Source organism: Nissabacter sp. SGAir0207 (assembly GCF_005491205.1).
GTDB lineage: Bacteria > Pseudomonadota > Gammaproteobacteria > Enterobacterales > Enterobacteriaceae > Chimaeribacter.
Window position 1 is genome coordinate 292,300 of record NZ_CP028036.1, and the last position, 12,850, is coordinate 305,149.

Annotated in this window: 10 protein-coding genes; 2 read left to right on the forward strand and 8 right to left on the reverse strand. The window is 63.7% G+C overall.

The window, feature by feature from the left end:
- Positions 1-18: 18 nt before the first annotated feature.
- The 5 genes from C1N62_RS19180 to C1N62_RS19200 all read right to left on the reverse strand — a co-directional run bounded on the left by C1N62_RS19180 (position 19) and on the right by C1N62_RS19200 (position 5,826).
- A complete protein-coding gene (locus C1N62_RS19180) occupies positions 19-948 on the reverse strand; it encodes a nickel/cobalt transporter (RefSeq protein WP_137765305.1) in 930 nt (309 codons plus the stop codon).
- A gap of 72 nt (positions 949-1,020) precedes the next feature.
- Positions 1,021-2,739 (reverse strand): ABC transporter permease subunit, encoded by a 1,719-nt coding sequence (locus C1N62_RS19185; protein ID WP_137765306.1) that lies wholly within the window; start codon positions 2,737-2,739, stop codon positions 1,021-1,023.
- Complete coding sequence (locus tag C1N62_RS19190) at positions 2,739-4,223, reverse strand: ABC transporter substrate-binding protein (protein WP_137765307.1); 1,485 nt, start codon at positions 4,221-4,223, stop codon at positions 2,739-2,741. Before C1N62_RS19190 ends, C1N62_RS19185 begins: the two co-directional genes overlap by 1 nt.
- Positions 4,224-4,252: 29 nt before the next feature.
- Positions 4,253-5,035 carry an ABC transporter ATP-binding protein gene (locus tag C1N62_RS19195; protein WP_137765308.1) on the reverse strand — a complete coding sequence of 261 codons (783 nt, stop codon included), beginning with the start codon at positions 5,033-5,035 and terminating at the stop codon, positions 4,253-4,255.
- Positions 5,032-5,826, reverse strand: coding sequence for an ABC transporter ATP-binding protein (locus C1N62_RS19200; RefSeq protein ID WP_240775806.1), 795 nt, complete (start codon positions 5,824-5,826; stop codon positions 5,032-5,034). The genes C1N62_RS19195 and C1N62_RS19200 overlap by 4 nt, the downstream gene beginning before the upstream one ends.
- A gap of 189 nt (positions 5,827-6,015) precedes the next feature.
- Between C1N62_RS19200 and sad the strand changes: the two genes are divergently transcribed.
- Together sad and C1N62_RS19210 are read left to right on the forward strand one after the other, a co-directional pair.
- On the forward strand, positions 6,016-7,404 hold the full coding sequence (sad, locus tag C1N62_RS19205; RefSeq protein WP_137765309.1) for a succinate-semialdehyde dehydrogenase: 1,389 nt from the start codon (positions 6,016-6,018) through the stop codon (positions 7,402-7,404).
- A 554-nt stretch (positions 7,405-7,958) separates the two neighbouring features.
- Positions 7,959-9,005, forward strand: coding sequence for an NAD(P)-dependent alcohol dehydrogenase (locus C1N62_RS19210; RefSeq protein ID WP_137765310.1), 1,047 nt, complete (start codon positions 7,959-7,961; stop codon positions 9,003-9,005).
- 38 nt (positions 9,006-9,043) lie between these two features.
- On the opposite strand, the gene C1N62_RS19215 is transcribed toward C1N62_RS19210, so the two are convergent.
- From C1N62_RS19215 to C1N62_RS19225, 3 genes are all read right to left on the reverse strand, one after another.
- Positions 9,044-10,444: a sugar porter family MFS transporter gene (locus tag C1N62_RS19215; protein WP_168195909.1), complete on the reverse strand. Its 1,401-nt coding sequence runs from the start codon at positions 10,442-10,444 to the stop codon at positions 9,044-9,046.
- A 28-nt stretch (positions 10,445-10,472) separates the two neighbouring features.
- A complete protein-coding gene (locus tag C1N62_RS19220; protein ID WP_137765312.1) occupies positions 10,473-11,390 on the reverse strand; it encodes an ROK family protein in 918 nt (305 codons plus the stop codon).
- Positions 11,391-11,651: 261 nt separating this feature from the next.
- Complete coding sequence (locus C1N62_RS19225) at positions 11,652-12,743, reverse strand: NADH:flavin oxidoreductase (protein ID WP_137765313.1); 1,092 nt, start codon at positions 12,741-12,743, stop codon at positions 11,652-11,654.
- Positions 12,744-12,850: the final 107 nt, after the last annotated feature.

Here is a 12,850-nt window from a genome sequence, read left to right on the forward strand (position 1 = left end):
AAGGCATGGCCCGCCGCGCTAGCAGCCAGCGGTGATAAAGTCGCCGTTGACGCCCGCCGGGATCACCGTGGTAAACAGCACCAGCGCGAACAGCATCAGCAGCAATCCACCGATGATGGCCGCCACCCGTGCCGCAGGGGCGGCGTAGCGCGTGACACCGTCACTGGCGTTGATCGCCCACTCGCGGGCATGGTGCACCAGCGTTGCGAGGATCATCACAGACAGCGCGGTGCCGAGTGCCATCGCCATCACCGCCGCCACGCCCCAGCTAAAGATGCCAAGGGCATTGGCGAAGACCAGTACCATGATCGCCCCGCTGCATGGTCGGCAGCCAATCGCGGCTACCACCCACAGCGTATTGCGCCAGCCGCCGGTCAGCGCGCCGGGCGCAGGCTGGTGATGGTGCCCACACCCCTCATGGTGATCATGCCCTTCGCCGCGCCGCAGGGAGAACCCCAGCGCCCGGCAGACCAGCACCACGCCAAAACCGGCGATCAGCAGTGCGCTCCCCTTCTCCACCCAGTAGCGGCTGAGGCTGAGATCGCCCATCGACAGGTTGAACAGCACCGCCAACACCACCACAAACAGGATGGCGGTCACGCCCTGCATCAGGCTACCCGCCAGGGTAATCAGTCGGCTGGCCTTCAGCGACTCACGGTGGGTGGCGAGGTAAGTGGTGATGACGAATTTGCCGTGGCCGGGGCCAATCGCGTGCAAAAAACCATAGAGGAAGCCGCCAAAGGCGAGCATCAACGCGCCGCTGGCCTGATGGTTGTGCAGTTGCAGCAGGTAGAGCACCAGATAGCGGTGCAGGGTGATCTGCACGCTGAGGCAGTACTGCACAAACTCATCCCAATGGCTGATGAAGAGCCAGAGCAGCGCGATGCCCAGCACGCCGCCCAGACTGACTATCGCCTGCCTGGGGGTATTGAGGGTCAGCCCTTTCATTGGTTACTCCTGCTTAAGTTATCTCCCTCTCACTATAGACGCGAGAGGGGGTTCCGGCAGGAAAAGCGGCCATCAGGGCGCGGGCTGGCCACGCCCCACGCCTACCCAGCTCACGGCCAGTACCGCCAGCAGTACCAGTGCGCCGCCAGGGGCGAGCACCGTCCAGGGCGCGCGCTCAAGGTAAGGCATTCCCTCCGCCAGCACCCGTCCCCACTCAGGCAGCGGCGGCGGGGCACCAAGGCCCAGAAAGCCCAGTGACGCCAGTGCCAGCGCGATGCCCGGCAGCCGCAGCATGGCGTGGCGCACCAGCGGGCCGGAGAGCGCCGGCAACATGTAGCGCCACAGGCTCCGCCAGCGACCCACGCCCACCAGCGGCAGCATCCGAATATGCGGCTGCGCGCCGATCTCCGCCACCAACGCCGCACTGTGCGCAGCCAACGGCGCCCAGCTGACCGCCAGCACCGCCAGCGCCGCGCCCTCAGGTGTCGGGCCACTGACCGCCGCCACCACCAGACCGGCCATCACCGGCGGCAGCGCGTTGGCTATCTCAATCGGCCCGGCGAACAGCCGGGGGAATAGCCCGGTCACTAATCCAATCGCCAGACAAGCCAGCGTCACCAGCAGGGCGGAGAAACAGGTTTGCAGCGCCCCGTGCGCCACCCGCGCCAGCACGTCCCGCCCCGTGGCGTCCGCGCCGAAGGGCAGGCTCCAGGAGGGCGGCGCCAGCCGCAGGTGCTCCGGCGACAGCGCATCGCGCGGCAAACCGGCCAGCACCAGCCCGACTAACGCCACCCCACAGGCCAACGGCATCCAGCGGCCACCGCGCGGCCTCGCCCAGGCCACCGGCGGCGCGGGCATCTCGCCAGCACGCAGTGCTGGCCCAAACAGCAGGTGGCGCAACGCCGTGGCGGCCATTCCCAGCGCAAAGGCCAGCAGCAGCAGAATCAGCAACCCCGTTTGCAACGCTGGCAGATCCTGTGCCGCCGCCGCGCCCAGCGTCGCCCGCCCAAGGCCCGGTATCGCGAACACCTTCTCCACCGTCACCGCGGCACCGGTCAGGGCAATCATCACCAGCCCCAGTTGGGGCAACAGCTCCGGTAGCGCGCGCCGGGCAATCGCCAGTATCAGCGCACGGGAGGAAATGCCTGCCATGCTCCAGGTGACCAGCCACCGCTCCTGGCAGGCGCGGGCGACAGCATCAGAGGCCAGCCGCCCGAGCAATCCCCCGGTGGGAATGCCCAGCGCCAGCGCTGGCAGTACCGCCGTATGCAGTCCGCTCCAGCCAAAGGGCGGGAACAGGCGCAGCCAGACCGCGCCCACCAGCAGCAGCAGTGATGCCAGCAAAAACTCAGGCAGCGCCGTCAGGGTGGCGGCCAGCGCCCCCACCGGGCGCTGCACTCGCCCGGCCAAGCCAGCGCGGACAACCGGCAGACAGATCAGCAGTGCAATCACCAACCCCACGCTCATTGCCAGCGCCATCAAGGTCAGGGAGACGCCCGTCGCCTGCACCATGCCCGGCAGCACCGGCTGGCCGGAGACCCACGAACGCCCGGCGTCCCCCTGCAACAGTCCGCGCAGCCAGGCGGCCAGCAGCGGCAGCGGCCCCTGATCCAGATGCAGCGACTGGCGGATGGCATCCAGCGTTTCCGGCGTCGCCTCCTGATCGCCGGATCGGGCGCGCAGCAGCGCCAGCGCCGGATCCTTGCCAGAGAGCCACGGCAACATCCCGACCAGCGCCACCACACCGCATAGGGCCAATAGCCGTGACAGCAGCGAGAGCGGAAAACACATTACAGCGCCTCCCGCCGGGTAGCAGGCGTCACCAGCAGGCGTTCGCGTGGATCGCGCAGTGCCTGGCGCACGCCCGGTGCTTCGCCCTGGATCACACGCTCATGCAGCAGCGGGATGGCGGCGTCGCTCGCCATAACCTGCCGCTCCGCCGCCATGATCGCCTGTCGGCGCGCCGGCCCGGCGGGGATAGCCGCTGCCTGCTCCAGTGCCCGGTCAATCTCGGGACGGCAAAGCTGGGCGATGTTAAAGGAGCCGTGGCAGGCGAAATCGCTGTAGAGATAGGCCACCGGGTCACCGGAGTCCAGCACCGTCGCCCGTGACAGGATGAAGGCGTCAAATTTGCCAGCCAGCGCATCGGCCTCAATGTGGGCGTACTCGCGCACCACTTGGTTGACAGTGAAACCGGCGGCGCTCAACTGGCGGGCCAGATAGATCGCCACTTCCGGCAGTTCAGCGCGGTCACTGAAGGTCGCCAGCGTGATGGTCACGCCATTGGGCGCAACGGGCTTCACCGGGTTCTCTACCGGCTGGCGCAAACTGGCGGCCCAAGGCAGCGCCGGGCCAAGCAACCCGGCGGCCGGATCGGCGCGCTGTTCATAGACATTGTCGATAATTTGCTGGCGGTTGACCGCTTCCCGCACTGCCGCGCGCAGCGCCGGATCCTGGAATGGGCCATGCGCACTATTGAGGTAGAGAGTATTGGTGCGCGGCATCGGCACCTCATGCACCTGCTCCGCTGGCAGCAGCGCCACCTGCGAGACCGGCACCGCCTCAACGATGTCCGCCGCCCCGGTGCGCAGCGCAGCGGCCCGCGCGGCGCCATCCGGCACAAAGGTGACATCAATGCCGGTTGACGCGGCCTTTTCGCCCCAGTAGCCATCAAAGCGCTCCAGCCGGGCACTGCTGGTGCCCTGCACCTCTGTCAAAACAAAGGCACCGGTGCCAGCGCGGATTGGCGATACCACGCTGTTTTCGCCATAGGCACGCGGCGACAGGATGGCCAGTTGCGGGCTGGAGAGGCGCTGTGGCAGTAGCGGATCGGGCTGTGCGGTGGAGACAATCACTGCCGAATCCCCCTCCGCTTCCGCATGCAGCGTGACGCCATCCAAAATGCGTGGCTTGGGCGCGGCCTCGGCGGCAGTGTTCAGGGCATTGACCACGCTGGCGGCATCGAACGCCGCGCCATCATGGAACCGTACATTCGGGCGCAAGGTGAAGCGCCAACGGGTCTCATCCAGCCGCTGCCACTGCGTCGCCAACGCCGGCTGCGCCTCGCCCAGCGGGTCGAGCACCACCAGCGTCTCGGCGGTGCTCCAGCGAGAAAGCTTGAAGGCGTCGTCGCTGAGCGGGGTCAGGCCGGATCGCGGGGGCTGGAGCATCGCCAACCGGATGCGGCCCTCCTGCTCCTGCGTGGGTGCCGGTTCATTGAAGCAGCCAGAGAGCAGGCATACGCCCGCCAGCAAGCCTGCGAGGGAAGCTTTCATTATCAGTCCTTATTGGGGGTAATGGCCGTTCAGGAGGCCAGGCGGGCGCGCTCTGGCTGCGCCGCCAATCGGGGAACCGCGTCCAGCAGGGCGCGGGTGGAGGGGTGGTGCGGCTGCGCCAGCAGGGCACGAGTCGGGCGATCCTCGACGATCTGCCCCTGCTCCATCACCAGCGTGCGCTCGCACAGCGTCGCCACCGTGGAGATGTCATGGGAGACCATCAGCAGCCCCATGCCGTGCTGGTGGCTCACCTCCGCCAGCAGCGCGATCACCTGCTCACGGCGCGGCATATCCAGCCCGCTGACCGGCTCATCGGCCAGCAAGAAGCGTGGACGGGCAATCAGGGCACGGGCGATGGCGACGCGCTGCGCCTGTCCACCGGAGAGCGATCCGGCCTGCTGGTGCGCCACGGACGCCGGCAGCCCTACCCGCCCTAGCGCTTCGGCAATCGCCGGGTGCGGGTCGCGGGTTGGCAGCAGGTGCCGCAGCGGTTCGTGCAGAATGTCACTGACGCGCTGGCCGGGCGGCAGGCTCCTGCCCGGCTCCTGCGGGATGAACTGCACCTGGCGGCGATAGGGGCGCAGCGCACGCGCCGACGCCGGGCGGATCACCCGCCCTTCGCAGGTGATGTTGCCGCAGGTAGCGGGCTGCAACGCCAGCAGCAGGTGCAGCAGCGTCGATTTTCCGCTGCCGGAGCGGCCTATCAGCCCAACCCGCTCGCCTGCCGCCAGTTGCAGGTCAATACCCTCCAGGATGGCGCGTTGCCGTCCCGGCTGGTAACTGACTCCTTGCATCGCCAGCCAGCCCATCATGATGCCCTCGCCAGTACGTCAGCAGCCCGACGCGCGGCCCCCACCAGCGCCTGAGTGCAGGGGTGCTGCGGCGCGGCCAGCAACTGGGCGATCTCGCCACTCTCGACGATGCGCCCCTCCGCCATGATAAGCGCACGGTGGCAGAGCTGCGACGCCAGCACCAGATCGTGGGTGATGAACAGCAGCGCTGGCCGGTGCGGGGCCTCCGAGAGGCGGCGCAACAGCGACAGAATGCGGTGTTGGGTGGAGACATCCAGCGCCGTAGTAGGCTCATCCGCAACCACTAACCGGCGCTCGCCAGCCAGCGCCAGTGCCAGACAGACGCGCTGCCGCTGGCCGCCGGAGAGCTGGGAAGGATAACGGCGCATCACTGCCGGCGGATCGTCAAATTCCACCTCCACCAGCAGCCGCGCCGCTTGCGACTTGGCGTCTGGGTGGTGGCGCAACGCCATAAGCAACTGCTTGCCAATCGTCACCAACGGATTGAGGGCGGAGCCGGTCTCTTGGAACAGTGCGGCCACCCGCGTAGTCATCGGGCGACGGGTAGGAAACAGTCCCAGCACCTCCTCACCCGCCACGCGCAGGCTGCCACTAAGACGGCTATTGACCGGCTGGATACCGGTAATCACATTGGCTGTCAGGGATTTGCCGCAGCCAGACGCGCCCAACAGTGCCACCCGCTCCCCCTCATGCAGTGAAAAGCTGAGATCGTGCAAACGGCGCTCCGGGCCGATATTCAGGCAGAGGTTGGCAACAGACAACAGGGGGATGGCGGTAAGGGCGGCGTCCATGACGGCAGATCCAATTAATTAAGTTATGTAATAACATAACAATTGATCGTGCAGCGATGCAACCTTTAGTTACATTTACCCACACCCCCAACCGTTCCCCATGAAAGAACAATTCGTTCATTATTATTCATTACAAAGGAACAACATTTGGCGCTAGAGTAGGGTCATCACTTTTGAGGAGAGCACGCCATGCAAATGTCATCCGCGACCCATTCGTTTTCTGTCAACCCGGCCACCGGTGAAAACATCGGTTCCTATCCCTTTGCTGACGCGCAGGCGATTGAGCAGGCCATTCAGGCCAACTATCAGGCTTACCGCCAGTGGAGCAGCCTGTCCGTCGCTGATCGGGCGCAAAAATTGCGCGATCTGGCTGCGGCGCTGCGTGCCGGGGCGGAGCCGATGGCGCAGATGATCACCGCGGAGATGGGCAAACCGATCCAGCAGGCGCGCGCCGAGGTGGAGAAGTCGGCCCGTCTGTGTGACTGGTATGCCGAGCACGGCCCGGCGATGCTGGCGACCGAGTCCACCCAGGTGGAGAACAACAACGCGGTGATTGAGTTCCGCCCGCTGGGGCCGCTGCTGGCGGTGATGCCGTGGAACTTCCCGCTGTGGCAAGTGCTGCGTGGCGCGGTGCCGAGCCTGCTGGCTGGCAACAGCTACGTGCTGAAACATGCGCCCAACGTAATGGGCAGTGCCCAGCTGATTGAAGAAGCATTCCGCACGGCGGGCTTCCCAGAGGGGCTGTTTGTCCAGCTCAACGCCACCAATCAGGGCGTCAGCGAGATCATCAACCATCCGCGTATCGCTGCCGTGATGGTGACCGGCAGTGGCCGGGCAGGCAGCGCGATTGCGGCACAGGCCGGTGCGGCGCTGAAGAAGTGCGTGCTGGAGCTGGGCGGTTCCGATCCCTTTATCGTACTGAACGACGCCGATCTGGATGAGGCGGTAAAGGCCGCCGTCGCGGGACGTTATCAGAACACCGGGCAGGTGTGCGCCGCCGCCAAGCGCTTCATTGTTGAGGCGGGCATTGCCAAGCGCTTCACTGAGCAGTTCGTGGCGGCGGTAGGTGAGATCAAGATGGGCGATCCGCGCGACGAGGCACACACCGTCGGCCCAATGGCACGCTATGACCTGCGTGATGAGTTGCACAACCAGGTACAGGCTTCACTGGCACAGGGCGCGACCCTGCTGCTGGGCGGTGAAAAGCTGGCAGGCGACGGCAACTACTATCTGCCAACCGTGCTGGCCGATGTGACACCCGCAATGACCGCCTTCCGCGAGGAGTTGTTTGGCCCGGTAGCCGCCATCACTGTGGCACAGGACGCCGACCATGCGCTGGCACTGGCCAACGACAGTGACTTCGGCCTGATGGCAACGATCTATACGCAAGACGAGGCCAAAGCGCAGGAGATGGCAGCGAACCTGGAGTGTGGCGGGGTATTCATCAATGGCTACAGCGCCAGTGACCCGCGCGTGGCGTTCGGCGGTGTGAAGAAGAGTGGCTTTGGCCGCGAGCTCTCCCACTTCGGCCTGCATGAGTTCTGCAACGTCCAGACCGTCTGGAAAAACCGCCGCTAGGCGGGACAAAAAACCGGCCCCTGGGGGCCGGTTTTACTATCAGAAGCGGTACTGCATGCTTAGTGAATCGCCGCTGTAGGTTTTATGCTTAGTTCGTTAATATGAAAGAGATGCCAGCAAAAAGATCACAATTATTTTATTTAACTTCTTGACGCTTAACCTTTGTTTGAATTTACTTTGGCACTCACGCATCATTATATCCCGTCATTTTACCCTAGCTATTTCCCCTAACCCTTGGCACCTCATGAAATAGATTAAAACGCATCATTCAATTATTCCTTGCCAATAAACTCTGTAGTGCAAAAGGCCGGGGAAATATTTTGCTGACGCACCCTCGCGCTATAGTCACTCATTAACGGGGCGGAGGAATGGCGCGCCGAATAATGAGGCCAGATCATCAATGGTAACGGGCGGGTAGACATTTGTGCGTTCTACCCCTTTCAGGTGACTGAATGACGCAAAGTTGACCTATCGAAACCGTTATCTTGCGTTAAGCTAGTAAACGGATGCCAAAACGGTGTCCGTTTCTTTTTTATCCTTAGAGGTGGTAAACAATGAAAACCCAGGGCTATGCCGCACTTAAAGCAGGCGCACCGCTGACGCCTTTCACATTTGAACGTCGCGCACTGCGTGACAATGATGTGGCGATGGAGATCCTCTACTGTGGCGTGTGCCACTCGGATCTGCATCAGGCACGCAATGACTGGGGCTTCGGGGCCTACCCGATGGTGCCGGGGCATGAGATTGTTGGCCGTGTGACCGATGTGGGCGCGGGCGTAAAACGCTTCAAAGAGGGTGATATCGTCGCGGTTGGCTGCATGGTGGACTCCTGCCAGACCTGTGACCAGTGCCGTCAGGGCGAAGAGCAGTACTGCCGTGAAGGTAACACCCCCACCTACGCTGGCCATGACCGCATCACCGGTGAACTGACCCAAGGTGGCTACTCCAAGCATCTGGTAGTACGTGAAGAGTTCGCGCTCTCTGTGCCGGACACCCTGGAGCTATCCAAGGTGGCACCGCTGCTGTGCGCGGGCATCACCACCTACTCCCCGCTGCGTACCTGGGGCGTCGGCCCCGGCAGCCGCGTTGCGGTAGTGGGTCTGGGCGGTCTGGGCCACATGGCGGTAAAACTGGCCGTGGGCATGGGTGCCACCGTGACCGTCATTGGCCGCAGTGGCGCGAAAGCGGATGATGCGCGCGAGCTGGGCGCTGACCACTACCTGATCTCCACCGATGAAGAGGCGATGCGTCAGGCGCAGAACAGCTTCGATGTGATTATCGATAGCGTGCCGGTTCGCCATGACGTCTCGCTCTACATGCCGCTGCTGGATGTGGATGGCACGCTGGTGATGGTCGGCCAGATTGGCCCAATCGATGAGCAGAGCACCCTGCCGCTGGTCTTTGGCCGTCGCCGTCTGGCTGGCTCCCTGATCGGCGGCATCGCCGAAACCCAGGAGATGCTGGACTTCTGCGGCAGAAAGAACATCCTGCCGGAGTGTGAAATCATCAATATCGACCAGATCAACGAAGCCTTTGAGCGCATGGAGCGCTCTGACGTGCGTTACCGTTTCGTGATCGACATGGCATCGCTCTCCGCATGATGCCCCACGCTGCGCCCGTCCGGGCGCAGCGTTCCTCCCTACCCCTTGCGCCCGTGGCGCGCCCGGAAATAGAGCTCCACCTCCTCCAGACTCTTGCCCTTGGTCTCCGGCACAAAAAAGCTGAACACCATGAAACCGGCGCAGATGGCGGTAAACAGCCAGAAAGTGGCCGCAGCCCCCCACTCCGCCAGCATCGGCAATGAAACCAGCGCAATCACCAGATTGGTGGCGAAGATCACGCAGATCGACAGGCTGGTGACCTTGGCCCGTGCGCGCAGCGGCGAGATTTCAGAGATCACCAGAAAGCCGAGGATGCCGGGGCTGACCGCGTACATCACGATGTAGAGCAGCAGCGCGGCAAAGGCCAGCCAGTGGCTATGGGTAAAGGCTGGCACCGAAAAGACCACGGCCAGCACCAGCATACTGAGGGTCAGCCCGGTGGCACCGCCAATCATCATTGGCCGACGGCCAAGGCGATCCACCAGCGCCATCCCCACCAACGTAAACAGCACGTTGGTGATGCCCAACCCCATGGTGGCAAGCCAGGAGGCGGAGGCGTCAAAACCGCTCAGTTGCAGGATCTGCGGCGCGAAGTAGATCACCAGATTGATGCCACAGGCATTGGTGAGAAAGGCGATCAATACGCCAATCACCACCATTGGCCGTACCGGGCCGCTCAGCAACTCGCGCCAACCCACGGTTTTCCGCTCCAGCCGGTCCAGCCGCGCCGTCTCCTGCAACTCCTCCTCCACCGCCTCAGTGCCGCGCAGTTTCACCAGCGCCTGCCGCGCCTCCAGCGGACGCTTGCTGGCGATCAGCCAGCGCGGTGACTCGGTCACAAACAGTACGCCAAGGCTCAGGATCACGCCAAACAGCGCCGCGATGGTCAACGGAATGCGCCACTCCGCCAGCGGTTCCGCCAGTGAGTTGACGCCGTAGGCCATCAGAATGCCGATGGTGATCAGCAATTGGTAGGAGCTGACCAGCACGCCGCGGATGCGCGGCGGTGCCAGTTCCGCGATATAGATCGGGATCAGCACCGAGGAGGCCCCGACGCCGATGCCCAGCAAGATGCGCGCCGCCACCAGCAGGTGCACCTCCAGCGTCATCGCCGAGAAGAGCGCGCCCGCGGCAAAGGCGATGCCTGACACGCACAACGGCAGCTTGCGGCCATAGCGGTCAGCCAGCGGCCCGGCGGCCAGCGCGCCCACCATGCCGCCAAGTAGCGAGGCGCTCGCCACCACGCCCTGCATCAGGCTGCTCAGCCCCATCTGCTGGCCGATAAAGATCACCGCGCCGCCAATAATGCCGGTGTCATAGCCAAAGATGATGCCCCCCACCGCCGAGATCAGCACAGCCAGGCCAAGAGACAGGGTCAACCCCCGGCGCGATCGCCGGATGGCGGACGGGGCAAGCCCGCCATAATTGGTGTTTTCCATACAGCATCCCTTCGAGGTAACAATAAAATTATTTAATGAAATAGAGGTGCGCCGCCCCCCGTGCACCGGCGGCATCGCCGAGGGCGCAGGGCACAATATTTTTATTTACCGCGTAACCGGGCGCACGCGTCAGGGCACTCTCCATCCCCGCGCGGAACAGCGGGAAGAAGTGCGCGGCGCTGCCGCCAAGCAGGGTGCAGTCCGGGCCGTAGAGCGTCAGCAAGGTGTTGAGACCTTGCCCGACGTGGTAGCCGTACTGGTAAAAAATGGCCGCCACGCCAGGGTGTTGCGTGCGGAGCCGTCGCCAGCTAGCGAGATCCTGCTGGTCATAGGGCACTTCCGGCAGGTGCGCCTCCAGGGCGGACTGCAACGCGCTGCGCGCCGCCACACTCTCCCAACAGCCTGACAGCCCGCAGTAGCAGCGCTGGCCGCCCATCACCGGGATATGCCCCGCTTCCGGGTGCGCGCCCGTCACCGTGCGGGTCGGCTGCCCACGATCCAGCAGCGCCACGCCGACGCCCGTGCCCAGCGTCACCATTAGCATCCGCTGGCTGCCCTGCCCCGCGCCCAGTATGTACTCGCCGAGCGCGGCGGCCACCGCGTCGTTGTCAATGCTGACCGGTACGCCGAGTTGCTGCGCCAGCTCATCCGCCAGCGGGAAGTGGGAGAAGCAGGCCAGCGTATCGTCATTCTCGATAATACCGGTCTGGTTATTCACCGGGCCGCTCGCGCCGATCCCCACGCCGATCAGCGGCTTGCCAGCCGGCAAGAGTCCCCTGATCTGCTGTGCCAGATAGGTGCTGCGCCGTTGGCGCGGGATGGTCGTGAACAGCGCGGTAGGCATCACCAGTGCCGCCAGCTCCTGTTGGTTCTCCATTAATACAATACGGCTGCAAGTACCGCCCAAATCGATACCGGCGCGCACGCCTTTTTTCTCTGGTGTCATAGTGTTATCGCTATTATTTTAATTGGTCTGGCCGGAAGTGGCCGAAATAGAAAAAGATAAAAAGGCTTGGAAGCCAGGCGCTATTTAGCATCATAAATAGCCGGAGAAAAAGTGAAATTGCAGCGCGGGCGTACCGGGAAAAAGCGCGGCCATCCCGCCATGTGCCACGATATAGCGCGGGATCGGTTAGCGTTTTTTATCTTTAAGGGAGAATGCCGCCAACGGCTATCGCGGCGGCATGGGGGAAGTGCGGTTCGATTATTACGCCAGTTCGCTCTCTTTGATATCGGCAATTGGCCCGAGGATCGCGCGGTCGAATTCCGCCAGCGGCGACTGGTGGCGCACTTTCATTGGCCAGTCGGCATTAGCGAGCGCACCGCGCCCAAGGGTAATGAAGTCAGCGCCCTGTGCCAATACCTGTTCCGCCCGCTGCGGATCGTGCAGGCTGCCATTGGCAATCAAAGTTAGGGTGGGTGCATATTTCCGTGCCAGCTCGACCAGCGAGTGCGGATTGCCGGGGAAGGCCGGTGCCCAAGCCTCATACTCCGTGAGGTGGAGGAAATCGATGCCCGACGCGGCCAAACGCTGGAACACCGCCTGCGCCCCGGCCTCGCCCTCCTGCCATTTGTGGGTGAAGTCATTGACCTTGCCCTGCGAGAGACGGATGCCCATCGCCACCTCCGGCCCTACCCTGCGGCGCACGGCTTCGATTACCGCCAGACTGAGGGAGAGGCGGCCCACAATATCGCCGCCCCACTCATCGCTGCGCGGATTGGTGTAATCGGTAAAGAACTGGTCGAGCAGGTAACCATTGGCACCGTGGATCTCGATGCCATCAAAGCCAGCGCTGACAGCGCGGGCCGCGGTGTCAGCGAAGGCCGCAATCACCTCATGGATCTCGTCGCCGGTCAGCGCACGTGGCATCGGGTAGGCACCCTCGCCGCGGTAGAATGCCATCTGCTCGCCCTTCGGCTGTACCGCGGCGGGCGCGGCTGTCTCCTGTCGATAGATATTGCCCTGCGACAGCGCGCCAGCATGTTGCAGCTGGGCGATAATCTTGCCGCCGCGCTGGTGCACCGCCTCCACCACCGCGCGCCAACCGGCCTCCTGCTCATCGGTCACCAGCCCAGACTGGTAGGCATAGGCCTGTGACCATGCGCGGTCGATATAGATCCCCTCGGTAATCACCAGCCCAAAGCCGCCGGAGGCAAAGCGCGAGTAGTAGTGCTTCATCCGCTCGCCAGCCACGCCGGTTTCAGAGGCGCTGACGCGGGTCATTGGCGCAACCGCCAGCCGGTTTGCCAAGGGGAGTGAATTGATATGGCCGGGGTGGAACAGCTTGGAGTCAGTCATCTTTTTTATCCTGTCACGAACTATTATAAACTTCCGCCACTGTAATCAGCCGGCCAGCCGGGAAAAAGCCCTGCGCCTGATAAGCCGGTATAACGGAAACCGTTACA

Coding starts and splice junctions, on each gene's coding strand:
- C1N62_RS19180 (WP_137765305.1), bottom strand. CDS start 948: ATGAAAGGGCTGACCCTCAATACCCCCAGGCAGGCGATAGTCAGTCTG.
- C1N62_RS19185 (WP_137765306.1), bottom strand. CDS start 2,739: ATGTGTTTTCCGCTCTCGCTGCTGTCACGGCTATTGGCCCTATGCGGT.
- C1N62_RS19190 (WP_137765307.1), bottom strand. CDS start 4,223: ATGAAAGCTTCCCTCGCAGGCTTGCTGGCGGGCGTATGCCTGCTCTCT.
- C1N62_RS19195 (WP_137765308.1), bottom strand. CDS start 5,035: ATGATGGGCTGGCTGGCGATGCAAGGAGTCAGTTACCAGCCGGGACGG.
- C1N62_RS19200 (WP_240775806.1), bottom strand. CDS start 5,826: ATGGACGCCGCCCTTACCGCCATCCCCCTGTTGTCTGTTGCCAACCTC.
- sad (WP_137765309.1), top strand. CDS start 6,016: ATGCAAATGTCATCCGCGACCCATTCGTTTTCTGTCAACCCGGCCACC.
- C1N62_RS19210 (WP_137765310.1), top strand. CDS start 7,959: ATGAAAACCCAGGGCTATGCCGCACTTAAAGCAGGCGCACCGCTGACG.
- C1N62_RS19215 (WP_168195909.1), bottom strand. CDS start 10,444: ATGGAAAACACCAATTATGGCGGGCTTGCCCCGTCCGCCATCCGGCGA.
- C1N62_RS19220 (WP_137765312.1), bottom strand. CDS start 11,390: ATGACACCAGAGAAAAAAGGCGTGCGCGCCGGTATCGATTTGGGCGGT.
- C1N62_RS19225 (WP_137765313.1), bottom strand. CDS start 12,743: ATGACTGACTCCAAGCTGTTCCACCCCGGCCATATCAATTCACTCCCC.